The 25,456-nt window shown below is 61.0% G+C and carries 21 protein-coding genes; 7 read left to right on the top strand and 14 right to left on the bottom strand.

Features of this window, described 5'->3' with window-relative positions; translation table 11 throughout:
• Positions 1-12 precede the first annotated feature (12 nt).
• On the bottom strand, positions 13-1,254 hold the full coding sequence (locus K8B33_RS02110) for a nucleoside recognition domain-containing protein (protein ID WP_223422753.1): 1,242 nt from the start codon (positions 1,252-1,254) through the stop codon (positions 13-15).
• 219 nt (positions 1,255-1,473) lie between these two features.
• Here K8B33_RS02110 and K8B33_RS02105 point away from each other — a divergent pair, with 219 nt between their 5' ends.
• Entirely contained in the window at positions 1,474-3,609 is a 2,136-nt protein-coding gene (locus tag K8B33_RS02105) for a carboxy terminal-processing peptidase (protein ID WP_223422751.1), read from the top strand.
• Between the two features lie 3 nt (positions 3,610-3,612).
• On the opposite strand, the gene K8B33_RS02100 is transcribed toward K8B33_RS02105, so the two are convergent.
• Positions 3,613-4,395: an alpha/beta fold hydrolase gene (locus K8B33_RS02100; protein WP_223422748.1), complete on the bottom strand. Its 783-nt coding sequence runs from the start codon at positions 4,393-4,395 to the stop codon at positions 3,613-3,615.
• A 75-nt stretch (positions 4,396-4,470) separates the two neighbouring features.
• Here K8B33_RS02100 and K8B33_RS02095 point away from each other — a divergent pair, with 75 nt between their 5' ends.
• The 4 genes from K8B33_RS02095 to K8B33_RS02080 all read left to right on the top strand — a co-directional run bounded on the left by K8B33_RS02095 (position 4,471) and on the right by K8B33_RS02080 (position 9,038).
• Complete coding sequence (locus K8B33_RS02095) at positions 4,471-5,907, top strand: ABC1 kinase family protein (protein WP_223422746.1); 1,437 nt, start codon at positions 4,471-4,473, stop codon at positions 5,905-5,907.
• 234 nt (positions 5,908-6,141) lie between these two features.
• Positions 6,142-7,377 (top strand): Re/Si-specific NAD(P)(+) transhydrogenase subunit alpha, encoded by a 1,236-nt coding sequence (locus K8B33_RS02090; protein ID WP_223422744.1) that lies wholly within the window; start codon positions 6,142-6,144, stop codon positions 7,375-7,377.
• Complete coding sequence (locus tag K8B33_RS02085) at positions 7,377-7,652, top strand: NAD(P) transhydrogenase subunit alpha (RefSeq protein ID WP_223422743.1); 276 nt, start codon at positions 7,377-7,379, stop codon at positions 7,650-7,652. Before K8B33_RS02090 ends, K8B33_RS02085 begins: the two co-directional genes overlap by 1 nt.
• Positions 7,653-7,655: 3 nt before the next feature.
• Positions 7,656-9,038: an NAD(P)(+) transhydrogenase (Re/Si-specific) subunit beta gene (locus tag K8B33_RS02080; RefSeq protein WP_223422740.1), complete on the top strand. Its 1,383-nt coding sequence runs from the start codon at positions 7,656-7,658 to the stop codon at positions 9,036-9,038.
• Between the two features lie 77 nt (positions 9,039-9,115).
• Here the strand turns inward: K8B33_RS02080 and K8B33_RS02075 are convergent, their stop codons facing one another.
• Both K8B33_RS02075 and K8B33_RS02070 read right to left on the bottom strand, forming a co-directional pair.
• Positions 9,116-9,874, bottom strand: a complete 759-nt coding sequence (locus K8B33_RS02075; protein WP_223422738.1) for a DUF481 domain-containing protein — start codon at positions 9,872-9,874, stop codon at positions 9,116-9,118.
• 131 nt (positions 9,875-10,005) lie between these two features.
• Positions 10,006-10,830 (bottom strand): mechanosensitive ion channel family protein, encoded by an 825-nt coding sequence (locus tag K8B33_RS02070; protein ID WP_223422736.1) that lies wholly within the window; start codon positions 10,828-10,830, stop codon positions 10,006-10,008.
• 207 nt (positions 10,831-11,037) lie between these two features.
• On the opposite strand from K8B33_RS02070, the gene metH reads away from it, so the two are divergent.
• Positions 11,038-14,739: a methionine synthase gene (gene metH / locus K8B33_RS02065; RefSeq protein WP_223422734.1), complete on the top strand. Its 3,702-nt coding sequence runs from the start codon at positions 11,038-11,040 to the stop codon at positions 14,737-14,739.
• On the opposite strand, the gene K8B33_RS02060 is transcribed toward metH, so the two are convergent.
• Both K8B33_RS02060 and K8B33_RS02055 read right to left on the bottom strand, forming a co-directional pair.
• On the bottom strand, positions 14,727-16,814 hold the full coding sequence (locus K8B33_RS02060; RefSeq protein ID WP_223422732.1) for a PEP-utilizing enzyme: 2,088 nt from the start codon (positions 16,812-16,814) through the stop codon (positions 14,727-14,729). The genes metH and K8B33_RS02060 overlap by 13 nt on opposite strands.
• Positions 16,811-17,578 carry a DUF1461 domain-containing protein gene (locus K8B33_RS02055; protein ID WP_223422730.1) on the bottom strand — a complete coding sequence of 256 codons (768 nt, stop codon included), beginning with the start codon at positions 17,576-17,578 and terminating at the stop codon, positions 16,811-16,813. The genes K8B33_RS02060 and K8B33_RS02055 overlap by 4 nt, the downstream gene beginning before the upstream one ends.
• Before the next feature lie 142 nt (positions 17,579-17,720).
• On the opposite strand from K8B33_RS02055, the gene K8B33_RS02050 reads away from it, so the two are divergent.
• On the top strand, positions 17,721-19,295 hold the full coding sequence (locus tag K8B33_RS02050) for a CocE/NonD family hydrolase (protein WP_223422728.1): 1,575 nt from the start codon (positions 17,721-17,723) through the stop codon (positions 19,293-19,295).
• On the opposite strand, the gene K8B33_RS02045 is transcribed toward K8B33_RS02050, so the two are convergent.
• The 8 genes from K8B33_RS02045 to gspG are packed head-to-tail and all read right to left on the bottom strand — an operon-like array spanning position 19,234 to position 25,425.
• A complete protein-coding gene (locus tag K8B33_RS02045) occupies positions 19,234-20,571 on the bottom strand; it encodes a hypothetical protein (protein ID WP_223422726.1) in 1,338 nt (445 codons plus the stop codon). The two genes, K8B33_RS02050 and K8B33_RS02045, sit on opposite strands and share 62 nt — an antisense overlap.
• The gene (gspM, locus tag K8B33_RS02040) at positions 20,571-21,113 is read right to left on the bottom strand and encodes a type II secretion system protein GspM (protein WP_223422724.1); all 543 of its coding nucleotides are present in this window, start codon (positions 21,111-21,113) and stop codon (positions 20,571-20,573) included. Before gspM ends, K8B33_RS02045 begins: the two co-directional genes overlap by 1 nt.
• Positions 21,113-22,285 (bottom strand): type II secretion system protein GspL, encoded by a 1,173-nt coding sequence (gspL, locus tag K8B33_RS02035; RefSeq protein ID WP_223422721.1) that lies wholly within the window; start codon positions 22,283-22,285, stop codon positions 21,113-21,115. The genes gspM and gspL overlap by 1 nt, the downstream gene beginning before the upstream one ends.
• On the bottom strand, positions 22,278-23,345 hold the full coding sequence (gene gspK, locus K8B33_RS02030; protein WP_223422719.1) for a type II secretion system minor pseudopilin GspK: 1,068 nt from the start codon (positions 23,343-23,345) through the stop codon (positions 22,278-22,280). Before gspK ends, gspL begins: the two co-directional genes overlap by 8 nt.
• Positions 23,342-24,001, bottom strand: a complete 660-nt coding sequence (gene gspJ, locus K8B33_RS02025; protein WP_223422717.1) for a type II secretion system minor pseudopilin GspJ — start codon at positions 23,999-24,001, stop codon at positions 23,342-23,344. The genes gspK and gspJ overlap by 4 nt, the downstream gene beginning before the upstream one ends.
• Positions 23,998-24,420, bottom strand: a complete 423-nt coding sequence (gene gspI / locus K8B33_RS02020; RefSeq protein ID WP_223422715.1) for a type II secretion system minor pseudopilin GspI — start codon at positions 24,418-24,420, stop codon at positions 23,998-24,000. Before gspI ends, gspJ begins: the two co-directional genes overlap by 4 nt.
• Positions 24,417-25,022 (bottom strand): prepilin-type N-terminal cleavage/methylation domain-containing protein, encoded by a 606-nt coding sequence (locus K8B33_RS02015; RefSeq protein WP_223422713.1) that lies wholly within the window; start codon positions 25,020-25,022, stop codon positions 24,417-24,419. The genes gspI and K8B33_RS02015 overlap by 4 nt, the downstream gene beginning before the upstream one ends.
• On the bottom strand, positions 24,982-25,425 hold the full coding sequence (gene gspG / locus K8B33_RS02010) for a type II secretion system major pseudopilin GspG (protein WP_223422711.1): 444 nt from the start codon (positions 25,423-25,425) through the stop codon (positions 24,982-24,984). Before gspG ends, K8B33_RS02015 begins: the two co-directional genes overlap by 41 nt.
• Positions 25,426-25,456 lie beyond the last annotated feature (31 nt).

Genomic DNA, 25,456 nt, shown 5'->3' with positions numbered 1-25,456 from the left:
AAGGTTTTATAATCATCCAAAAAACAGATAGGTCACGAATATCGCGGTAATCAGCCCCGCCATGTCGGCGACAATGCCGCACAGCAGTGCATAGCGCAGTTTGACCACACCAACACTGCCGAAGTAGACGGCCAGCACATAGAAGGTGGTTTCGGTACTGCCCTGCATGATCGCGGCCATGCGCCCGGCCAGGGAATCGACACCGTGGGTCTGCATCACCTCCAGCATCATGGCGCGAGCGCCGCTGCCGGACAGGGGTTTGAGCATCGCCACCGGCAGCGCATCCACAAAGCGCGTGTCGAAGCCTGCAACCACGGCGATATAGCGAATGCCGCCCAGAATCAGATCCAGCACTCCGCCCTCGCGCAGCACGGCGATCGCCACCAGCATGGCGACCAGAAAGGGAATCAGCCTGACCGCCAGGTGGAAGCCCTCCTTGGCACCCTCGATAAACGTGCTGTAGGCATCTAGCCGGGCGCGATGCGCCATGATCAGGAACAGGGCGATGACACCCAGCAGAATACCGTTGCCGATGCTGCTGGAGAGCGTTGCTGCAGCCTCGGCTGGCAGGGCCCAGGCCAGCGCGCCCAGGGCCATCAGCAAGGCCAGCCAGATGCCGGCCGCCGCCATGATCACCGGGTCCAGCAGGCGAATGCCCTGCAGGCGTGCGGTGAACCAGACGCCAATAAAGGTCGAGGCTGTGGTGGCCATCAGCATGGGCAGATAGATATCGGCGGGATCAGCAGCGCCCTGCTGGGCGCGGTACATCAACACGGTGACCGGAACCAGCGTCACGGATGACGTATTCAGCACCAGAAACATGATCTGGCTGTTGGTGGCGGTATCCGGCTCGGGGTTTTGCGCCTGCAGGGCTTCCATGGCCTTGAGGCCCAGGGGCGTGGCCGCATTATCCAGCCCGAGCATGTTGGCGGACAGGTTCATGGTAACCGGCGCCATCGGCCCGCCATCCTTGTCGGCACCGGTGCTCTGCCGGGCTTCCGGCATCAGCCGTCCCAGCAGGGGCGTCACCCGTTGCGCGACCCACTCGGCCAGCCCGCTTTTCTCGGCGAGGCGGAACAGCCCGGTCCACAGGGTCAGTACACCGATCAGCCCGATGCTGACCTGCACTGCCAGATCGGCTGCGCTGAACATCGCCTCCATGGTCCCGGAGAGTGCTTCAGGCGTGCCGAATATGGCCCGAATCACCGCTGCGGCGATGCCCAGCAGCAAAAAACCGATAAATAAGTAGTGCATTCACGGCCTCGTGTACACGATGTGTCATTACCTTATACTGTTGGCACAGTGTGGAGCTCTCGTTTTGCACCGCGCAACCAATGCTCAGGACGGTTGTCCACCTGTGTGAGCATTCTGCCAGCGAAAGGCAGACATTGCGCGCCGGTTATTGCCGCCGGGTGCCAGGACGGCGCTGATGCAAATACGACCCTGCGCAAACGCAGCACGATGAGGCCCGAAATGATTCGACCCAGTACTATCCTGCGCAGCCTGTTGATCATGCTGCTGCTCGCCACCGCGGCATTCCAGGTGAATGGTGCGCTGACATCCGCGAACCAGCCCATGCCCCTGGTGAACGCAGGCCTGGCACCGGAAGATGTGCATGCCCGCACGGCGAGACATATCGTCGAGCGGCTGCAGGGGCATTATCGCCAGATGCGCTTTGATGATGCGCTTTCAGAAAAGGTCTTCGAACGCTATCTGCGCGATCTGGACCCCAATCGCATCTATTTCTTCGCCGGCGACATCGAGAACTTCGAGCGCTACCGCAAGGTGCTGGACGACCAGCTGCGGCGCGGTGACCTCAGCGCCGGTTTCGATATGTTCAATCTGTATCAGCTGCGGGTGAACGAGCGCCTGGAATATATGCTTGGGCAACTCGCCCAGGGTCTGGACGAGCTGGATTTTTCGGATGATACCAGTGTCAAACTGGATCGCTCCGAAGCTGCCTGGGCGGCAGACGTTGACGCCATGGATGACCTCTGGCAACGGCGCCTGAAGCATGCCGTGTTGTCCATGCGCCTGGACGACGTGGAAGACGATGAAATCGTCGAACGGCTTGAACGCCGCTATCGCAGCCAGCAGACACGTATCAGCCAGAACGGGCCGGAAGATGTATTCCAGGTCTACATCAATGCGCTGACGCAGACATTTGATCCGCATACGTCCTACTTCACGCCGCACACCTCCGAGAACTTCAATATCAGCATGAGCCGGTCCCTTGAAGGTATTGGCGCGGTGTTGCAAGCCGAAGACGAGTACACCCGCGTGGTACGCCTGATTCCCGGCGGCCCTGCCGCCAAGGCTGGTCAGTTGCAGCCTGCGGACCGCATCGTCGCGGTCGGCCAGGAAGACGGCAGCATGATCAACGTGATTGGCTGGCGCCTCGACGAGGTGGTCAATCTGGTGCGCGGGCCCAAGGGCTCGAGAGTGCGTCTTGAAGTCATTCCGGCTGGCAGCGCCAGTGAGCACACCACCCGGGAAATCGCCATCGAGCGCAACAAGGTGGTTCTTGAAGAACAGGCCGCCAAGAAGAAAATCATCGAGGTCCCCGGCGAGGAAGCCGGCCAGACGCAACGCCTGGGTGTGATCACCCTGCCCGCGTTCTATCTTGATTTTGACGCCTACAATCGCGGCGACGAGGATTACACCAGCACCACCCGCGACGTCGCACGCTTGCTGCAGGCGCTTGAAGAAGATGAAGAAGGTATTGATGGCCTGATCATCGATCTGCGCAACAACGGCGGCGGCTCACTGCACGAGGCGACCCAACTGGTATCGCTCTTCATTACCCGTGGCCCCACCGTGCAGGTCCGTGATGCCCGTGGTCGCGTTCAGGTTGAACAGGACCAGTACCCCGGCATTCTTTACGCAGGCCCGATGGCGGTGCTGGTCAACCGTTTCTCGGCCTCCGCCTCGGAAATTTTTGCCGGCGCCATGCAGGACTACGGCCGTGCCCTGATTATCGGCGACCACACCTTCGGCAAGGGCACTGTACAGACCTTGTTGCCGCTGAATCACGGCCAGCTGAAGATCACCCAGGCGAAGTTCTATCGTGTGTCCGGCTCCAGCAACCAGAATCTGGGCATCGTTCCGGACATCGAACTGCCCTGGCTGGTGGACAAGGAAGAGATCGGTGAGAGCGCCCTGCCCAATGCCCTGCCCTGGGATCAGATCCAGCCGACCCGTTATCAGCAGGTGTTTGACCTGTCGCCATTCTTCGATACCTTGCGCGCCCGCCATGCCGAGCGGATCAAGGTGAATCCCGAGTTTGTCTATGTGCTTGACCAGCGCGATCTCGTGAACGAGCAACGCAAACGTCAGACGGTAAGCCTGAACGAAGGCCAGCGTCGTACTCAGCAGAGCGATGTGGAACGCCGCAGCCTGGTGATCGAGAATGCCCGGCGCAAGGCGCAGGGCGAAGAGGTGATCAAGGACTTTGCCGAACTCAGAGCGCTGGAGGAGCAGCGCGCGCTGGACCCGGACAATGATGACTCGGATCGCCCGGATGCCTACCTCGACGAAGCGGGCTACATCCTCGGCGACCTGATTCATCTGCTGCAGGAAAAGCAGGTCGCCATCAGCGCCAGCAAGTGACGTCTACGGCCCCTTGCCGCCCGACGGCAAGGGGAGCCAGTCATTCAGCGTATCAATCAGCCAGCGTGGCGCATCTATTGGCAGGTCGTGGCCGGCATGCGGGTGCACGCGCAAAGCACAATGCCATGCCGCCGCCAGGGTCACTGAGCATATCGGGTTCACCATGCGGTCCCCCGCCCCGCTGATCAGCAGCAATGGCACGCTCCCGGGCAACTCCCGGGGTGCGTTGAAGGTCAGGCCGGCCCGCAGCTGGCGCAGTGCATTGTTGATGCTGACAGGTTGCTGCGCGGCATAATCCGCCCAACGTCGAGCCAGCCTCGCCCGCTCCGCGCTGTCGGTCATATTGCTGGTGAGCTTCAGAACCAGCGTTTCCCGCGCCAGGGCGTCGCGACGTAACAGGATAAAGCGCAGAATCGACAGATAGGCCGTTGGCCGCACACGCTGCCAGAAATTGTTGAATCCGGCAGCGCTGCTATTGATGACGGTGACGGAAGCGAGCTCATCGGGATAGCGCTTCATCCATTCCACCGCCATCATGCCGCCCAGGGAGAGCGCCATGATATGCCACGGGGGTTTCACGCCCTGTTCCGACAAATCTGCGCGCAGGCTTTCCACCATATCGGCAATGGTATCCGGGCTGCGGGTCTGCCAGTATCGACCATTCCCCGGCAGATCCGGGGTCACCACTCGGGCGCCGGGCCGATGCTGGCTCAGCAACGCCGGCAAGCCCTCCCAATGCCGTGCTTCGCGGACCAGGCCGCGCAGTAACACCCAGGTTTCATCCATTGAACAGTCTCGCTCCCTGATTTGCGCTAGAATGCCCGGCGCGAATTCACCAGGCAATTGGAGTTTACCCAGCAGATGGCCCGCAAAACCGTAAAGCGTGTAAAAACAGGTGCTTTTGAGCGCCGCTTCTCCATGGCCAAGGCCGGCTTTCTGGCTGGCGCCCGCTATGCGACGCTCACTGCCGGCACCTATCTTGCTCCCAGGAGCCAGCGCGAGGGGCGGCGCAAGGCGATTCTCTCCAGTCAGGCACAGGAACTGGTACGAGAACTGGGCCAGCTCAAGGGCTCCGTGGTCAAGATCGGCCAGATGATGGCGCTGTTCGGCGAGCATTTTCTGCCCGAAGAAGTCACCGAAGCCTTGCACACGCTGGAAAACAGCACTACTGCACTGGAATGGTCGGCCATCGAGCGCCAGTTGCGCAAGGAGCTGGGCGAGCTGAAGATGGCCGAGCTGGATATCGACCAGGAGCCGCTGGGCGCTGCGTCGCTGGGCCAGGTCCACCGTGCTGTACGCAAATCCGATGGCCGCGAGCTGGTGCTCAAGATCCAGTACCCGGGTGTCGCTGACGCCATCGACTCGGATATGCGCGCCGTGGTGCAGTTGCTACGCCTGAGCCGCATGGTCTCGATCACGGAACAGTTCAATCAGTGGCTGGACGAAGTCCGGGCGATGCTGGGCCGCGAGGTGGATTATGATCTCGAAGCCTATACCACCATGCATTTCCGCAAACTGCTGGCAGATGACCCGCGCTTTGTGGTGCCGGAGGTCTTCAGCGCCTACTCCACCCACAATATCCTCTGCCTGTCCTACGAGCACGGCATCAGCGTAAATGATCCTGCGGTGCTGGAGCTGTCCCAAACGCGCCGTAACTTCATCGGTCGGGCCATCATGGAGCTGTGCTGCCACGAGGTGTTTGAGTGGAACAAGATGCAGACAGACCCGAACTTCGGGAATTATCTGCTGCGTGTCGGTGACAAGCCCGAAGAAGACCAGATCGTCCTGCTGGATTTTGGCGCCATCCGGGATTTTGAAGATGCGACACTGGGCCCGGGCCGGGAAATGATCCGCGGCGCCTGGCATCATGACGCACAGCGACTGATCCGGGCACTGCATGCCCTGGATTTCCTGGCCAATACGGCGCCAAAGCGGGTGCTGGATGACTTTGCCGCCTTGTGTTTCGAGGCCATCGAGGTGCTCCAGGACCCCGAGCGTTATCCGCCGCCGGCCAGCGTTATCAATGAACGCGGTGAGTACCTGTGGGGCAACAGCGATCTGCCCTCGCGTATCATGGCACGCGCCGGCCGCAATGCCTTTTCCGTGCATTTTGACGTGCCGCCCAAGGAATTCATCTTCCTGGCGCGCAAACTGCTCGGCGCCTACACCTTCCTCCATGTTATTGAGGCGGAAGTGCGCGGCGACACCATCCTGAGACCCTTCATCAGCATGCATGAGGAGGCCGACAAGGCGCTGGTAGACCGAATATATACTGAGAAGAGGTCCGTCAATGACTGATTTTGCTCACAATTTGATCGGTTGGGCGCTATCATCGCGTTTCGTGTTTGCCTTCAAACGGATGTCGCAATAAGGTTAGCACCCTGCCGACCGGCCGGTTCCCTGGAACCGGCCGGTTCTGGTAGTGGCTGGCGTTAACGGCCAGTGTTCGTGGCCGGATTTTGTGGCTACAAGTATCAGACATCAGTGCCCGCCTCCCCTCGAGACGGGCATTTCCATCCAGCGAACCATCACATGGGGGTAACGCAGGTGATTATCGGTGTACCCAGGGAAATCTGCCCCGGAGAAAAGCGCGTCGCGCTGGCCCCGGCAAATATCGCAAGTCTGCTGAAAAAGCACAGCATCGAGGTGCTGATTGAGCCAGAAGCCGGTCTCGCAGCGGGCTTTACGGACGCAGAATACGAAGCCGCCGGTGCCTCATTCGCCGACCGCGCCAGTATCTTCAGCAAGGCCCAGGTCATCCTTCAGGTCCAGACACCTGGCAGCAACCAGAGCAACGGCGATGAAGACCTCGCAGCCCTGAAAGCCGGCCAGATCGTGATCGGGATGATGGACCCGCTGGCAAATCCCGCATTTGCCCGCACACTGGCGGATAACAAGGTGACCGGGATCGCCCTGGAACTGGTGCCGCGCATCACTCGCGCCCAGGCTATGGATGTCCTGTCTTCCATGGGCATGCTGGCAGGCTATAAAGCCGTGTTGCTGGCTGCCACGGAGGCCAATCGCATGTTCCCGATGAACATGACGGCCGCAGGCACCCTGAACGCCTCCCGTGTTTTCGTCATGGGCGCTGGCGTTGCAGGCCTGCAGGCCTGTGCTACCGCCAAGCGCCTCGGCGCCGTGGTTGAAGCCTATGACGTGCGCCCGGCCGCCCGTGAGCAGATCCTGTCCGTCGGCGCCAAGCCGGTGGAGCTGGACCTCGACACCGGCGCAGCAGAAGGCTCCGGTGGTTACGCCAAGGCCCAGGGCGAAGACTTCCTCAAGCGTCAGCGCGAGCTGATGACCGACGTGATCGCGCAGATGGATGTGGTCATTACCACTGCGGCCGTACCGGGGGCAAAATCACCGATTCTGGTCACCGAGGACATGGTCAAGGCGATGAAGCAAGGCAGCGTTATCGTTGACCTGGCCGCCGAGCGCGGTGGCAACTGTGATCTGACCGAGATGGGCAAGACCGTGGAGAAGCATGGCGTCACCATCATCGGGCCAGTCAATGTGCCTTCCACTGTCGCGCACCACGCCAGCCAGATGTTTGGCAAGAACATCGAGAACCTCCTCAACCTGCTGATTGGCAAGGATGGCGAGATTACGCTCGATTTCGAGGATCAGATTGTCCAGGACACGGTCATTGCCCACGACGGCGATGTCCCGCAGACACGCATGCGTGAATTGCTGGAGCTGCCGGCCCTGGAAAAGCCTGAGCCAGAGCAGCCCGATACACAGGATGCGCCTGCAGAGGAGAAGAAATAATGGATTTCGTTGCCCAGTTGACCCTGTTCGTACTGGCCATTTTTCTTGGCTTCGAACTGATCACCAAGGTACCGCCCACCCTGCACACACCGCTGATGTCAGGCTCCAATGCCATCTCCGGTATCACACTCGTTGGTGCATTGCTTGCCGCCGGTCACGGTGGTAGCACGCTGATCAGTGTGCTCGGTTTTGTCGCGGTCGTGCTGGCGACCATCAACGTGATTGGCGGCTTCATGGTCACCAATCGCATGCTGGCGATGTTCAAGAGGAAGTAACCCATGCAGATAGCGCAACACTGGATCGACATCGCCTACCTGATCGCCGCCGCACTCTTTATTCTCGGCATCAAGGGCCTTTCCAAGCCGAAAACCGCAGTACGCGGTAACCTGCTTGCGGCTACCGGTATGGGCATTGCAGCCGTAGTCACGCTGCTGCACCACGATATCGTCTCTTATGAAGTCATTATTGCCGGTCTGATTGTTGGCGCCGTCATTGGCGCCGTGCTGGCCATCCGCGTGCAGATGACCTCCATGCCGCAGCTGATCGCGCTGCTCAACGGCTTCGGTGGCGGCGCCTCGTTTGCGCTGGCAGCGGCCGAGTACTTCAAAGGCGTGGACACCACAGTGGCCATGGCAGCATCTGGCGCCGCAGTTCTCATTGGTGCGGTCACACTCACCGGCTCCTTCGTGGCGTTTGCCAAGCTGCAGGAACTGATTGACGGCCAGCCGAAAGGCTTCCCGGGCATGAAACTGGTCAACCTGGTATTGCTGGTGTTCTCGCTCGGCGCTATCGGTTACATGACCTGGACGGGCCAACCCAATGACACCCTGTTCTGGGCTGTCGTGGCCGCTGCCGCCCTGCTGGGCATCATGCTGGTCATGCCCATCGGTGGCGCGGATATGCCGGTGGTGATCGCCCTGCTGAACTCCTATTCCGGTATTGCTGCATCGGCTGCCGGTTTCGTCATGGGCAACAGCGCGCTGATCATCACCGGTTCACTGGTCGGTGCCTCTGGTCTGATCCTGACACAGATCATGTGCAAGGCCATGAATCGCTCGCTGACCAATGTGCTGTTCGGTGTCATGGCGGAAGCCGGTGAAGCCATGGACGCTGATGAGGTGTACCAGGGCAAGATCAAGTCTTCCTCTGCCGAAGAAGTGGCCATGATCCTTGAGACAGCCCAACGTGTGGTCATCGTGCCCGGCTTCGGTCTCGCCATGGCGCAAGCACAGCACGCAGTGCGTGACCTGGCGGACACTCTCGAAGCGCGCGGCACGGTGGTGGAATATGCCATCCATCCTGTAGCCGGCCGTATGCCCGGCCACATGAACGTGCTGTTGGCGGAAGCGGAAGTCTCTTACGACAAGCTCAAGGACATGGACACCATCAATCCGACCTTCGAGCAGACTGACGTGGCGATTGTCATCGGCGCCAACGACGTGACCAACCCGCTGGCCCGTGAAGACAAAGGCAGCCCCATCTATGGCATGCCGATTCTGAACGTGGACAAGGCACGCACCGTGGTCGTGGTCAAACGCTCGCTGAGCCCTGGCTTTGCCGGGTTGCCTAACCCGCTGTTTGCCAAGGACAACACCCTGATGTTGTTCGGCGACGGCAAGCAGGCGATCATCGACACCACCAATGCGTTGAAGGAAGGCTGATTCAGCCTTCCCCATCGCGGGGAAAGTCGACGAAAAAAAAAGGAGAGCATCGCTCTCCTTTTTTTGTGTCCCGGGAATCAGAAACCGTAAACGAGGCCAACGGTAATTTCCTGGTCCGTCTTGCGCGCCCCGGGTGCAGGGTCGCTGTTGTGCCGCAGCACGTGGCTGACACGCAGGGAAAGCCGGCTGTTGATCTTGCTGGTAACACTGGTAGTCGCACGGGTCAGCGTGGAGTCATCTTCGAACTCTGTGCTCAGGTCTTCACGGAACTGGGCGTTCTCGGACAGGTTCAACAGATAACGCAGCCCCACACGGCCGACCACATCTTCTTCCGTACGGCTGCCCGTCGGCGGCTCCTGATCCAGACGGCGTGTCCGATAACCCGGACCCGCTTCCAGATCAAGGCGGTGCAGATCATTGTCAAAGAGCCGTCGACCCAGACCGATTGCGTAGGTCGCCTCATACTCGTAACCGGTAAAGCGGTCTTTTTCCGCTGTTAGCAGGTTGAACAGATAGTTGGCTTCATCCAGCTTGCGGTCCAGCTTGTAAGAACCGAAGTAGCGTTCTGCAGAACGCTCGTCCTCACCGGTTGTATTGTTGCGCTGTTCTGCATTTGCAGCTTCCAGTCTGGCGAGGTGACGCCAGTCCAGAGATTCCCGTTGCGCTTCGCTGCGCGCGTTAATGGTGTCTGAACGGGTATTCCCCCGCTTCAGGAGATACGCCAGCTCGACATCGCCGGTCCACTCATTCTGGATATCCTCGGCCTGGCTGAAGGCCAGCCCCGGCGTCAGCGCTGCGGCACAGGCGGCCGCGATCAGTTTTTTCTTGCCCATCATCACATCTACTCCTGCTACTCATTCTGGTGCCTGGCACGTGTTAACTGGTACTGACCTGTACGCGACAGGCCACAAAAAAACATTGGCAGCCTACAGGCTGCCAAGCGATGACGTATCAATTTTCCGTGAAATCAGGTCATATCGACCTTGTCGAGATGCACATCCATTTGCGGGAACGGAATGGCAATACCCTCGTCATCAAAGCGACGTTTCACGGCTTCAATGGTGCCCCAGTACACAGCCCAGTAATCCGGTGTGTTGACCCAGGGACGTACAATCAGGTTGACCGAACTGTCCGCCAGCTCCGCCACCGCAATGTTGGGAGCGGGATCCTTGAGAATCCGCTCATCCGCTTCCAGCACAGCCAGAATGGCCGCTTTGACCTTGGACAGGTCTGCGCTGTAGCTGACACCGAATTTCAGATCCACCCGGCGCGTGGCCATGGTGGAATAGTTGACGATGTTGCCGGACATGATGCTGCCGTTGGGCACCATGATCACTTTGTTGTCCGGTGATGTCATCAGCGTAGCAAAAATGCGGATTTCCTTGATGGTGCCTGCGGTGCCAGCAGCTTCCACATAGTCACCAATCTTGAAAGGCCGGAACATCAGGATCATGACGCCGGAGGCAAAGTTGCCGAGGGAGTCCTTCAGGGCAAGACCTACGGCGAGGCCGGCGGCACCGAAGATGGCGATCAGGGATGTGGTCTGCACACCGAGGCGGTCGATAGCCGCGATGATGACGAAGCCGAGCATGGCGATATGCGCCAGGCGGGCCAGAAAGCTGGATACGGTAGGATCGAGCTTGCGCTTGAAGACCCCTTCCATGAAGCTGGCAAGGCGCCCCACCACCCACTTGCCGATAATGAAGATCAATACTGCGGTAAGCAGATTGAACGCGTAGGGCATCAGATTCTGTTCGACAAACTCCGTTGACAACGCCGCCACCTCATCCATGCTCATTTCCCTCTCGATTATGATGCTGGCCAGTATGCCAGAGCATTCCTGGCCTTGGGAGTCCATCGGCCCCGCGCTGTGATGGCATTTACAAAACCGCGACGCACGTCAGTGCATAATCCGGTACTTTTACCGCTCACGGCTTTGGGTATTCCGCCCCGGGGCCGGTATAATGCCGCCCCTACCCAGTTCATCCCGGAGTTCAGCATGTCAGACAGCCTGCGCCAACAGCTCGAAGAGCAACTGGCACGACGTATCATGATCCTCGATGGCGGCATGGGGACCATGATCCAGGGGCTGGGCTTTGATGAGCAGGCTTATCGGGGTGAGCGCTTTGCCGACTGGCCCAGCGACCTCAAGGGCAATAACGATCTGCTGAGCATCACACAGCCCGAGGCTATTCTGCAGCTGCATCGGGACTATCTCGAGGCTGGCGCGGATATCCTGGAGACCAACTCCTTCAACTCCACCCGTATCGCCATGGCGGATTACGACATGGAGGATCTCTCCCGGGAGATCAATGTCGCCGCTGCCCGACTGGCGCGCCAGGCTGCGGATGAATATACCGCCCTCACACCGGACAAACCGCGTTATGTGGCTGGCGTGCTGGGCCCGACCAACCGTACGGCCAGCATCAGCCCAGACGTCAACGATCCCGGTTACCGTAATGTCAGCTTTGACCAGCTGGTCGAGGCCTACATCGAATCCATTGAGGGTCTGATTGAAGGTGGCGCGCACCTGCTGCTGATCGAGACGGTATTCGATACGCTCAACGCCAAAGCCGCCGTGTTTGCGGTGGAGACCTGGAAAGCCACTCATCAGCGCGACGTGCCGGTCATGATCTCCGGCACCATCACCGACGCCTCCGGGCGTACCCTGACTGGCCAGACGACGGAAGCCTTCTATAACTCCCTGCGTCATGCGCAGCCGCTGACCATCGGCCTGAACTGCGCACTCGGTGCCCAGGAGCTGCGGCCTTACATGGCCGAATTGTCACGCATTGCGGAGGGCCCCGTTTCTGCCCACCCGAATGCCGGGCTGCCCAACGAAATGGGCGAGTATGATCAGTCCCCCGAGGTCATGGCCGCCGAAATCGCGGACTGGGCCAAGAAGGGCTTTCTCAACCTGATTGGCGGTTGCTGCGGCACCACGCCGGAGCATATCCGGGCAATTGCCGAGGCGGTGGCGCCCTACCCGCCCCGCGTGCTGCCTGAGCGGGAGCCGGGCTGTCGTCTGTCCGGCCTGGAACCCCTCAACATTACCGCCGAGTCCCTGTTCATCAATGTTGGCGAACGCACCAATGTGACCGGCTCCAAACGGTTTCTGCGCCTGATCAAGGAAGGCGATTACGATACCGCGCTGGAAGTCGCACGCCAGCAGGTGGAAGCGGGTGCCCAGATCATCGATATCAATATGGATGAGGGCATGCTCGAATCCCGGGATGCCATGGTGCGCTTCCTGAATCTGGTGGCCGCCGAGCCGGAGATTTCAAAAGTCCCGATCATGATCGATTCCTCCAAGTGGGAGGTGATCGAGGCCGGGCTGAAGTGCATCCAGGGCAAGGGCATCGTCAACTCGATCTCCATGAAAGAAGGCGAAGCGGCGTTCATCGAGCAGGCACGCCTGCTGCGCCGCTACGGCGCCGCCGTGATTGTCATGGCGTTTGATGAGGACGGTCAGGCGGATACACGCGAGCGCAAGACCGAGATCTGCACCCGCGCCTACCGCCTGCTGGTGGACGAGGTCGGTTTCCCGGCAGAAGACATCATTTTCGACCCGAATATCTTCGCTATTGCCACCGGCATCGAAGAACACAACAACTACGCGGTGGATTTCATCGAGTCGGTGCGGGATATCAAGCGCACCCTCCCCCATGCACTGATTTCCGGTGGCGTCTCTAACGTCTCTTTCTCGTTCCGGGGCAACGAGCCCGTGCGGGAAGCGATCCATGCCGTGTTTCTCTATCACGCTATCGCGGCCGGCATGGACATGGGCATCGTCAATGCGGGCCAGTTGGGCATTTACGCGGATATCCCGGCAGACCTGAAGCTGGCCGTTGAGGACGTGGTGCTCAACCGCACCGAGAACGGCACAGATCGTCTGCTGGAGCTGGCTGAGAAATATCGCGGCACCGGCGCCGGCAGCGTGCGGCAGGAAGACCTGACGTGGCGGGAATGGGAGGTCGAGAAACGCCTGGAGCATGCCCTCGTCAAAGGCGTGGCCGACTATATCGAGGAAGATACGGAAGAGGCGCGTCTCAAGGCCGCTCGCCCATTGCATGTGATTGAAGGCCCGCTGATGTCGGGCATGAATGTGGTCGGCGATCTGTTCGGGGACGGCAAGATGTTCCTGCCCCAGGTGGTCAAATCCGCGCGCGTCATGAAGAAAGCCGTCGCCTATCTCCTGCCCTACATGGAAAAGGAACGGGAAGAGCTCGGCACCGTGGACGAGAGCAACGGGCGCATCCTGATGGCCACGGTCAAAGGCGATGTGCACGACATCGGCAAGAATATTGTGGGCGTGGTGCTGCAGTGCAACGGCTACGACGTCATCGATATGGGCGTCATGGTGCCCTGCGAAAAGATTCTGGATGTAGCGCGCAAGGAAAACGTCGACATCATTGGCCTGTCCGGGCTGATTACGCCGTCACTGGATGAGATGGTCAATGTGGCCAGCGAGATGGAACGCCTTGGCTTCAATATCCCGTTGATGATCGGTGGGGCCACCACCAGCCGCATCCACACCGCCGTCAAGATCGAGCCGCAGTACCACGGCCCGGTGATTCATGTGAACGATGCCTCCCGGGCAGTCGGCGTGGCCAGTAACCTGCTCAGCGAAACGCAGCACGACGAGTATGTCAGTAGTATTCGCTCGGAATATCAGGTCCTGCGCGAACGCCGCGCCAGCCAGCAGCAGGAGCGCAAGCTCGCCAGCCTGGGGCAGGCACGCGGCAATCCGTTCACCTGGGACTGGCAGCAGTACACGCCGCCAGTGCCAACCTTCTCCGGCACCCGAGTGCTGGACGACTACCCGCTGGACGAGCTGGTGCGCCGTATCGACTGGACCCCTTTCTTCCGCTCCTGGGAGCTCGCGGGCAAGTTTCCGGACATTCTCGAGGACGAGGTGGTGGGTGTTGAGGCCACCCGGCTCTACCGGGACGCCAAAGCCATGTTTGAGAAAATAGTTAAAGAAAAGTGGCTAACTGCCCGTGGCGTAATAGGTTTCTTCCCTGCCCAGAGCATCGGCGATGACATCGAGCTGCTCAAGACACCCGGTGGCGAGCCATTGATGACCCTGCATCACCTGCGCCAGCAGACCGATGTGGCACGTAAGAAAGACAAGCCGAATCTGTGCTTGAGCGACTATGTGGCCCCTGCCGACAGTGGCGTTCAGGACTGGCTCGGCGCCTTTGCGGTTACGACCGGGGTGGGCATCGAGGAGCATCTGGCCCGCTTTGAGGCGGATCACGACGATTACAGCAGCATCATGCTCAAGGCGTTGGCCGATCGTCTGGCGGAGGCCTTTGCCGAGCGTCTGCATGAGCGGGTGCGGCGTGAATTCTGGGGTTACGCGAACGATGAGAATTTCAGCAACGACGATCTGATTCGTGAGCGTTATCGGGGCATCCGCCCTGCCCCCGGCTACCCGGCCTGCCCTGACCACACCGAGAAGACCCTGCTATGGGAGCTGTTGCAGCCGGATGACACCATCGGCATTTCCCTGACGGAAAGCTATGCGATGTACCCGGCGTCCTCTGTGTCCGGCTGGTATTTCTCCCATCCGGAGGCCCGCTACTTCGGCACCGGCAAGATCGGCCGCGACCAGATGGAAGACTACGCGCGCCGGACCGGGCATACGGTCAAAGAGATCGAGCGCACCATCCCGCACCTGCTTGGCTATAACGCCTGACGGGGCGCCTGTCCGTCATCGGCGAGCACACTGCCCTCCGGGGTATTGATGCGCACCGGGGCGCCATCCACAAGACAGTGCATGGCGTCATCGACGCCCGCAACGCAGGGAATGCCCAGCGCTCTGGCAAACAACGCTGCCGGGTGCAGCGGATCGTGACTTGCCAGCACCAGGCCCTCGGCCAGCGCCAACCAGGGCAGCCAACCAGGCTCACACTGGTCGAGCACCACGATATCGCCGGGTTCAAGCCCGGACAGGGCCCAGCCTGAATGAATCATGCGCGCTGGGCCACTGGCCGTTTCGGGCACCAACGCACGCCCCTTGAGCACGGGCTTTTCCTGCTGGTCCAGCTTCACGCCATAGGCAACCTGATCCAGCATCCAGTCCGGCGCGCCCTGATAGGCCGAGGTCAGGTAGCGCACTTTCCGCTCGCCGATCTTTTCCGGCGTCAGACGGCGCTGGTCCTGCACCTGGCCCTGGCGCTGCCAGAGCGACCACAGCTCATCGAAATAGACAAAATGAATGTCCTCGGCGCGACGCAACAACTGCCGTGCCACCAACACCTGCCCCATCGTCGCCAGAATACTGCGCAACTGGCTGCCGAGCTGCTCACGTAGCGCGGCGGCCTGTCTGCGCCAGCGCACATGACGCTCGATGTTGCCTGCTTCGGCATCGGCGAGCCGCGCGAGCGCATGACGACGTTCAGGGCTCACGCTGGCCAGTGCCGCCAGTTCGGGCAGCGCAGCACTGAAGCGTGGCAACACCGGGTCCACGCCAAACCCGGTATGCGGTGCCAGGGTTGCCTCCCGGCCGAGGCCAAGACGCTGCAGATTGGCGAGATGCGCGGGCGGCAACGCCTGCGCCAGTTGCACTGCTGCCACCGCATCACCAGTGGGAGCCGCCGCCTCGGCGGGCGCCTCAGGGGCGCAGTAGGCCAACCAGCCATCGATAGCCGCCAGGCGCTCGCCTGCCCGGTCGTAGCGCATCAGCTGGCGCCACTGCCCTTCCAGATCCCCCAGCGCGGGGGTCACTGCATTGGCTTGCTGCAGCTCGCGAGCCAGACTGGCCAGTGCCAGCCCGGTGGTAAGTCGGCGCAGGCCGTCGCGGCGCCACTGCCAGGGCTTTGCCGTTGGCGTTTCCCGCGGCTGCCAGGCCGGCGGCAGGCCGCCGGTCAGTCGCGCAGGGCCGCCCTGCTCGTACAGGCGCAGAAAGAAGCGGCTGTTGGTATAGATATGGCTGTGCTGGCGACGATATGGCTCGATATTGGCCAGATCATGCCAGCCCAGACGCTCGCCGAGCGGGCGCCAGAAGCCGGTCTTGAGCCAGCGCCCGGCAAGGGTGTACCACAGGGGTGACACAGCCTGCTGCCAGATGCCCGAGCCCGCACGACGGGACCAGGCTTCCTCCGGCCGCGGTAATGACCCGACCGGGAGCGTCTGGATCAGCCACAGCTGCTCGCCATCGTGCACCCACTCACAGGCCTGGGGGCGCTCGAAATGCCGGCGCAGCTGATCGGCCAGTGCCTTGAACGGCCGCGCGCCAATCGCCGCAATCAAAGCGCTCTCAGGCTGGCTGCTGTAGGCTACCAGCCCGTCGCGATGCAGGATGAGTCTTTCCTGCACACTCTCTGGCGTGCCGGGTTGCGCTACCACGCCCTGCTCCACCACGCCTTCCACAATCACGTGTTCCAGATCCTGGCGTACCGGGTGACGGGTGAACAACACCCCTGCAGCATGACGCCGGGGCAGCGCCTGAATGATCACCTGGTCGGGAGCATCCGCCTTGGAGAACAGCTGCACCAGCGCCGCAGACAAGGCCGTATCCGAATCCAGGTTTACCAGTGACTGGCGTTGCGATCCGGGCGTTGCCGGGCCCTGATGCAGGATCCAGTAGTGATCGCCGGCGCCGGGTTTCCCCGCCAGTGCTTCCAGTATCGCGGCAACGTCGAAGGCTACCGGCACATCAGGCCCCCGACTGACGCACCAGGTTGGCGGCACCGGCAAGTCCAGCGCAGCCCATTGCTGCAGCCGCTCGGCGGCGTGCGCACGGCTCTTCGACAGAGCGTCTATGATCATTGTGTTTCCTTGTCTTGTTCTGCCAGATAACGGCCAAGCCTGTCAGTAATACGATAACCTGCGCTATAAAAAGCGGGGGTCAGGATCAGCGCGCCGATGGCAAGCACCAGCGCTATGGCGCCGAAAAGGTACGGCGCCTTCATCAAGGTGCTCATCAGGGATTCTTCCCAGTAAAAAAACCAGGGATTCTCAGGTGGGAAAAGCCAGATATGCAATTGATAGAAGACCGCCTTGGGCCCGGCAATCAACAACCAGAACAGCATCGGCACGGCCAGCACGAGCGCACTCAGGCTGCGAGCCCGCCAACCAGGCAGGCCGCTGCGGCGGGAACCCCAGGCCAGCGGTAACCAGAGCAGGCACAGTACCCCGCTGGCCAGTGTGGCGCGTGCCAACAGATCGGCAACGTCCTGCAAATGCACCACCTCTGCGCGGATCAGCAGTGGCAACTCCCTGCCATCCGGGCCGGTATACTGAATGGCTGCGAGGCCTCTGCCCCCATCATGGACGGCACGCCGTATGGCGCTGAAGGCCTCCGCATGTTGCGTCGCCGACAAGGCCTCAAAGCCAGGCTTCGCCGCATTCTCCGGAGCATAGGTAGCGATATGCTGCTCGATATTCAGCACGCTGTACCAGAGCGGATAGCCGTAATCCAGCCGAGACAGCAACCACCAGCTCAGTGCCAGCGCGAGCCAGACACAGGTCAGGGCGTAGCCGAGCCACAGAAGTCCACGTTTGCTCTGGTGAAGCGAGGCGTTAATGCGCATAATCAGGCTCGCCTGAAAAAAATAACAAATAATAAAGCGAGGTTTTCCCGCCATGCGTAGTGCATTTGCCCTGCTTTGGGTCATTCTTGTGTTGACGGGCTGTACCACAACAACCCGATTGCCCCCTGCAGACAGCGGTCCGGTGACAGTACACCGTGAAGCGCAGCGCTATCAGGTCAAGATCCCCACCCATGACGGCGTCATCTTGACCGCCACAGTCTACCAGCCTGAATTGGCTGTCGGCGACACCGCACCGCTCATTATCGCGACACACGGTTACGGTGGTTTTCGCGCCAAGCGACCCCTCTCCATCTATGGCAAAACCATGATTACCGGTCAGGCGGCAATACGCGCCTGGCGTGCAGGCTACTGGGTTGTGTTTTACGACCAGCGTGGCTTTGGTGGCAGCGGTGACAAGGTGAACATGATGGACCTGCAAAAAGAAGTCCGCGATGTATCTACCGTGATCGACTGGTCGCTGGCGCACCTGCCCGGCATCGAGACACTGGCCGATGGCCAGCCCGCGATCGGCATGATCGGTGAAAGTTACGGCGCTGGCGCACAAATTCTCGCGTCGTTTCATGAACCGCGTCTGCAAGCACTGGTGCCGGTGGCAGGCTGGCATAACTTTGCGGAAGCGCTGGCACCCAACGGCCATATGCGGACCAGTTGGGGCGGCGCGTTGCTGACAGTGCCGCCGGTCACGAGCGGCTTTTCAACCCAGGGGCTCAGCCGACCCTGGCGCAGCATGATGACCGGCAGCATGAACGGGGAAGTGCGTAATATATTGACGGCGCGCAGCCCGGCGTCCCTGTGCGCCAATGGCCAGCACCCGCAGGCTGACGCGTTGCTGGTGCAGGGCTTCCGCGACAGCCTGATGACCATGGATCAGGCCCTCGACAACCGGGCCTGTTTCCTTGAGGGGGGGCGCGATGTGCGTCTGCTCGGCATTCAGGGTGGCCATATTCTGCCCTGGCCGGTGCAGAGCTGGTCCGGCAAGCCCCTGTTCAATACCGATCGACAGATCAACTGCAATGGCCATACTCAACCCCTGGAAGACATGATTCTGGCATGGTGGGATGAGAAGCTGCGTGGCGCAGCACCGCAGGTTCCCGAGCTGTGTCTGGCGCTGGATTATGATGACGCGATAACACCCGAGAACTTCCCCACTGATACCACGCCCTTCAGAATTTCCCGGGAGCAGGTCCACATCCCGATTGCCGGCCTGTTCGAAGGCTTCATGATTCCGGTCGATACCGGTTATGACATGGTCCGTGGCCTCTGGCGCAACGCAGACCGTCGCGAATTGTCGCCCAATGGCGGCCTGGGACGGCCGCGCTTTATCCCGCTGCATGTGGTGGAGCGCGATGATGAATTGCTGCTGGGCATCCCGGAGATTGATCTGCAACTCGCCGGTACGGCAAGTCTGCGCAGCACGCGGGTGTTCATCGGTATTGGTGTACAGCATGCCAACCAACGGCGTGTGCGCGTCGCCAGCGAGCAACTGACGCCCTTGCCGGGCAAGGGCTTGTATCGTCAGCCGCTGACGCCCGTGTCAGTACCGCTGAAAGCCGGCGATCGCGTTGGCCTGGTGGTGTACGGCTACAGCTGGCAGTACGCCTTCAACCCGTCTTTCTGGTGGAGCCGCGCGCACTTCAATGGTGAGGTTGCGTTACCGATTGTGACGAATAGCTGGGAGACCAGGGCGTCACACTGAGAGACGGCCGCGCCATGCGCGCGGCCACATAATCCTCCGGCGAGTAGTCATCTGCGATGGCATTGCCGAACAGCAACCGTACCGCGAAACGCAGTTCCCGCTCCGGCGGCCAGCCCCGCAGGGCATAACCGATATTCGGCAGCTGTCCGGGGAACTGCTCCGGTGTAATCTCCAGCTGGTTGTCATCCTGGTACACCAGCGTCAACGGAATATCCTGAAGCGACGCCGGCACATCCAGATCAGCCAGCAAAATGAAATTGCGCCGGGAATCAAACAGTATCCAGCTGTCGGTGGTGGTCAGGCCACGCTCGATCAGCTGCTGTTCCTCATCATCCATGCGTCCATCCACCAGCCCGCGCAATTCTTTCCCGCGGGCTGTCTGCACGGTGGCACCGTACTGGGCATTGCCGTCGATGGACACCGCCACTTCCGGGTCGCGCAGCGTGTTGCGATACAGCGCCGGTATGCGCGCATAGCTGTGGGCTTCGTAGTGATCCGGATAACGGTAGGCCTGAACCTGAAGTCGCATCACCGGAATGCCACCTAGTACCACACGGGTTTCCAGATGCATCACTGAACGCAATGGTCCGACTTTACTGCCTGCCAGTTGCGGGCGCAGATTGGTGTTGTCCAGCGTCATTCGTGCGCGCCGACTCAGGAAGCCACCGCTCATCCGCATCTTGAGTGTATCGATGATCGAGCCGTCGCCCTCGTAACCGGCATAACCGAGATGGCGCCAGTTCAGTTCGTTTTCCGGGTCCACATGCAGTTGATAACGGTGTGTGCGCGTTATGCCGCTCTCGATGTCGTGGTCAATGTAGCGCGCCGGGTTGCGCCGGTTGTCGCCTTCCACCAGATAGACATAACCGGGCCCGCCGGTAACGTCCTCGATGGCCAGTTCTGCCAGCGGCGTTACCCCGTCCGGCAACGCCACATCCTTTGGCGCCCGCGGCCCGATATCCGCCGCACGGATCAGCAATCGATCATCGGCAAGAAACCGTTCGGGGTCCCCCTCACGCGTCAGACCGGATTCGGGAAACCAGACCAGGTCGGCCTCGCCGATGCTATCAATCTGGAAGCTGATGGGCTGCAGAGCACCATCTTGCCAGCTGAGAACAGACAGCGAGGCAACCGGACGGCCTGCCGCCGCACCCAGTTCACTGGCCCGGTAGTCCAGAATGCGGAAATCACCGGGCACCTCTGCCACGGCAACGGCGCAAAACAGCGCAGCGGTCAGGGCGATGACGCCCCGAACCGGGAAACAAGACTGTGACATCATGCCCCCCGGCGGAGAGTGGCTCTGACGTTCACCGTCCCGGGCGTCTGGCTGTCTGAAATCTCCACCGCCGACGCGCGAATGCCCATATTCTGTTCCAGCGCCTGCAGCCAGACGATCACCTTGGCAAACTCCTGCTGCTCCAGCTGGACCCGTGCGGCATCATTGCCCTCGGGCGTGAAGCCGCGCAGGCTCAGGCCTGCTTCGGATGCGCTGGCATTGATCACCGAAATCCAGTCGCCGCGATGTGTTTGCGGGCGGTCCTGGCTGCTTGCCCGGGCGTCGCGCACTGCGTCCGCATTATCCTGTATCCAGCTGAGCACGCGCTCCCGTGCCAGGTAATTGTTGATCGCCGCTTCGCGCCCATTCAGCACTGGCGCCCACATCAGCAGATAGATCAGCATTAACCCCAGCACCACTGCCAGCACGCTGACGGCAATCTGCTCGCGTTCCGCCAATGAGCGATACCAGACCCGCGCCGGTTCGCTGGCTGTCATGAATTGCTGTCGCCATTGCTGTAGCTGTTGTTGTAATTGTTGCATCAGCCCTGCCCCACTCGCATACGTGCGGTTACGCCGCTGGCCTGGCTGCGCGCAGTGCCGATCTCGGCACTCAGGCCGGCCGACTGCAACTGCTCACGCAACGATTCCAGCACCGAAAAATCCTGTGCATTGAGATCCAGCAATAACACGCTGTCACGCTCGTCGTACTGTAATCGTCGCGGCACCACCCCCTGGTCAGCTGCCGCGCCAATGATTTCGCCGGTGGGCCCCATCAGTGCCAGAAAGCCGCTGCCGCCCGCGCCGCCGGCAAGACGATTGATCTGGGTCTCGAACTCCGTGATGATCATTTGCGGACGACTCGCGCTCGGGAACAGCTCCTGATACAGCGCTACGGACGCCTGTGCGGCTTCCTGCGCCGCCGCTTCATACTGCCACTTCTGCACCAGCAGCAAGCCCCAGATGCACACGAGCACGACCACGGAGAGCCTTGCCACCGGCAGCCAGGGCGCCAGCATTGTCTGCGGCATGCCTGCTGAGCCCTTGTTCGGACGCAGCGCACCGTGCAGTAACACGATCCGGTCACCTGCGGAAATCGCCCGGGCGAAATGGCTGAAGAGCTGCGCGGGATCATCAAGGTGCTGAAAATCGGCCTCACCCAGCCCCATCATGGTAGGCAAGGCCGCCGCCTCAGCAACCGGCAGCACCAGCGCCTGGCCCGGCGCGGGAACACAGAGTATGTCGAGCATATCCCCGTGCAGCACTTGCTGAGGCACCATGCACGGCGCCTGATCGCGCAACAGGTCAGCATCGATCCAGGCACCGGCAATGCGCACATGAGCAGCCTCACTGCACCAGTCGAGCAACTGCGTCAGACCATCCTGCTCGCAGGCGACAACCGGATACTGATCATCCAGCGGCTTCCCGTGGGCGTACCACAGCTCCTCATTACGGCCCAGTACGGACTCTTCCAGCAGGTACGGCAGCACCTTCTGGATATGTCGGCCCTGCCGCTTGCTCAGCGCCACGCGGGTCAGCAGCGCGTCGCCAGCCGAAAGCACCAGGTGCACATCGCCGCGCGCCTGCGCCAACGCATCTTCCAGTGTGCCCCGAGCCGTATCGCCTTCCGCGCTGCGCCAGCAGGCGGCAACGTCAGCGGCCTGCTCTGCGCGTAATGCACCGGCGGCAAGGTAGATCAGTCTGCGTTCATCCATCGCTGTTTATTCCGTCTGCCAGGGGCTCACTGTAAAAAGGATTGCATGGCGGCTCAAGCGGCCCGAGTATCGGGACCAGCTGGCGGCTGAATACCTCGGTAGGGCCTTGTTCAAGGCGCCTGATGCGCGTTACCAGCCGGCTGCGCTGGTCGTTGCGCCGCACATCCACCATGACCTGAAAATAACTGGAGCGCACATCGAGTTTTTCTTGCAGTGCCTGGCGGGCATCGGCCTCCATGGCGCTGAATGGTGCCTGTGCCATCAACTCATCAATGCTGCTGATGGGGCCCTCCTCGCGCATGGCGACAATCTGCTGCCTGCCGGCAGAGCCCACATTATCAGCAAAAACGGCGTCAAGCACCGGTTGCGGGGCGGTATTGACGTTGAGCCGGGCATCCAGCGGTAACGCGCTGAACAGCCCCCAGAACAAGGGGTCCGGAATATCCCCTGCCGTCATACTGCGCAATGCACGCAATTCGCTTTCATGCATGGCCGGGGCGTTAGGGGTGCGGCGCCAGCGGTAGTCCGGATCTTCCGCGCCCTCGATACCATCAACGATGTTATTGGAATCAATCCAGTCAACCATTTCGTGGGACAGCCGCTCGGCCTTGCCCGGTTCGGTCAGGGTAGCCTGCAACAGCGATGCCAGACGCTCACGCCAGATTTCGTCCCGGATAAACTCTGTGCCCTGCTGTGTCACCAGCCAGTTCAGATTGAAGCGGCCCTGCAGGTCCTGCACCGTGGCACTGAGCACCGCGTCTTCATAGGGGGTTGGCGGCAGATTGACCGGCCACTGCTCCTCAACACAATCGTCCACCAGAGCATTATTGTTTCGGTCATCTTCCAGGTCATCGATCAGGCCCTGAATGGCCACGGTTTCAGCAGCAATGGCGTACTGATAGCGCTGGTCCCAGTCTGTCAGGTTCTCGGTACGGGCACGGAAACGGTCTTGCCGGAACATGACTTCGGTCGCAATGACAGTCATCAGGGAGACAATCATGAGCACCACGATCAGCGCCATGCCCCGTTGCCGGGGAACCGGTTTTGTCATCGATCTCATGGCTGACTCCAGGGATTGATGACGGTGCGATAGAAGCGCTGGATACTGGTCTCGTCCTGAAAGGTCAGCTCCATATCAATGCTGCGCGGCAGGCGCTGGAACAGAGGGGGCGTCTGAGCCAGATCCACGTCTGGCCACTCGTCGCGCCAGACCCACTCGCCTTGCGGTCCCTGATCCAGAAAGCGGAAGCGCACTTCCTCCACACCGCCCAGGATGACCGTGTCCACCGCCTCGGTGCCCTGGTTCTGGTCCACCGCAGCCCAGTGGCGGCGGATCAGCTGCTGCTCGTCGTCAACAAAGTAAGCCACCCGCTGCATCTGGCTGCGCTGACGCAGGTCGAACGGATTGGCCCAGCCAAGACGGGTAAATTCGAATTGCTCAAGCGTGCCCCGTATCGCCGGCTGAGTATCACCAAAGGCGTCGCGGGCCGGGCGGGCCACCAGTTGCTCGATATCCTGCGCCAGAAAGATCAGCGCGCGCTGGCGCTCTTCCTGACTGGCTGCGTGCCGGGCCAGAATATCGCGGTTGTCCAGTGCAGTACTGAACGCGAGCTGCGCCGCCATGTACATGAACGCAAACAGCGCGATGGCGATGACGACTTCCAGCAATGTGAAACCCGACTGATACCCTGTTGCGGTTGCTGCAGTGCGTGTCATGTCCCTTCTCCAGCATCACCCGGATCAGCCTCAAGCACTTCGGCAGCGGGTTTGCCAAGCAGGCTGGTCAGCACATAAAGCACTGAGCGCTCACGCCCCCCCGTTACTTCGGGGCCGACTTCAATATCCACGCGCCGGGTATCAGGATAGGGGCCATTGCTGACGCGGGTACGCACTTGCCAGGTTCGTTCGTCACGCTCGAGTTTCTCATCCTGGGTGCCGGTCTCTGGCCACTCCTGGTAAACCTGCAATTCAACCAGTTTGTTGGTGGCAACCATATAAGCCTGGGTGCGGTCATCCAGCATGCTGGTATTCACGGCCGCGGTGCCCATGCTTTGCATCAGTGCCATAATGGCGAATACGAGAATCCCCAGCGCAACAAGCACTTCGAGCAGCGTGAAGCCACGCGCGCGCTTCATAGCGTGTCATCCTCGATGGTAACGCGGGAAAAGGCACTCAGGTTCAGCACTACCGGCATGCGCCGGGAGCCGATCAGTTCGAGGCTCAGCCTGGCAGGCGTTGCTTCGCCACTGGGAAAGAAAAACAGCTGCGGCCGCTTGTCCCGGTCGTCCTCGTCCTCCCCTGCGATCAATCGCGCTTCCGCTGCCTGGGCAATGGTAACGCCACCGTGGCTGTCGGCGGCATCCTCCTCGGGGTTGCCCAGATCCCATGCCAGCCGCAGGTCTTCATCGAGGCGCCAGGTGTCCAGTCCGACCCGGGACTGCCCCCCGAACACCACGAACTTCTGCTCGACCGGATCGAAGCGCATCGGCACGACGCGGTCTTCCTCCAGGCGCACGCCCAGCAGCTCACCACTGAAGACACTGTGCTCGCCAACGGAGGCGAGCACGTCCTGCAAGCGCAGTGCTCCCTGATCAAGATCACGCTCGTTGCCGACGATCATGTTGGGCACCAGCAGCGCGGCAAACAGTCCTATCAATACAACAACGATGAGGACCTCAATCAGCGTGAAGCCGCGCTCAGTCCCGACGCTGGAGCTCACGGTAGTTGAGATCGGCATTGACGCCCTCGCCGCCTTCGACGCCGTCAGCGCCCAGGGAAATCAGATCATAGGGCCCGGACGAACCGGGGCTGATATAGACGTATTGATTGCCCCAGGGATCCTCGGGGATGCGCGAGAGGTAGCCGCCCTCGGGCCAGCTGCGGGCATTGGAAGGCCGCTCCACCAGTCCACGCAGCCCTTCTTCTGTTGTCGGATAGCGGCTGTTGTGAAGCCGGAACATGTCCAGTGCCGAGGCAATACTGGCCATATTGGACTTGGCCAGGTCCACCCGGGCCTGCTCCCCCTGACCGATCACATTGGGCACGATCATTGCAGCCAGAAGCCCCAGAATGGCCACCACCACCATGATTTCAATCAGCGTGAGGCCTTTCTGGGCCTTGCGCCGCGCCTGAATATTCATCACTTTCTCCGCCATGTTGTCCGTTCTATGT

The sequence above is a fragment of the Alcanivorax limicola genome (genome assembly GCF_019931215.1).
GTDB lineage: Bacteria > Pseudomonadota > Gammaproteobacteria > Pseudomonadales > Alcanivoracaceae > Isoalcanivorax > Isoalcanivorax limicola.
The sequence above is the reverse complement of the archived record's forward strand: the minus strand, read 5'-3'. Positions and strand labels throughout refer to the sequence as shown.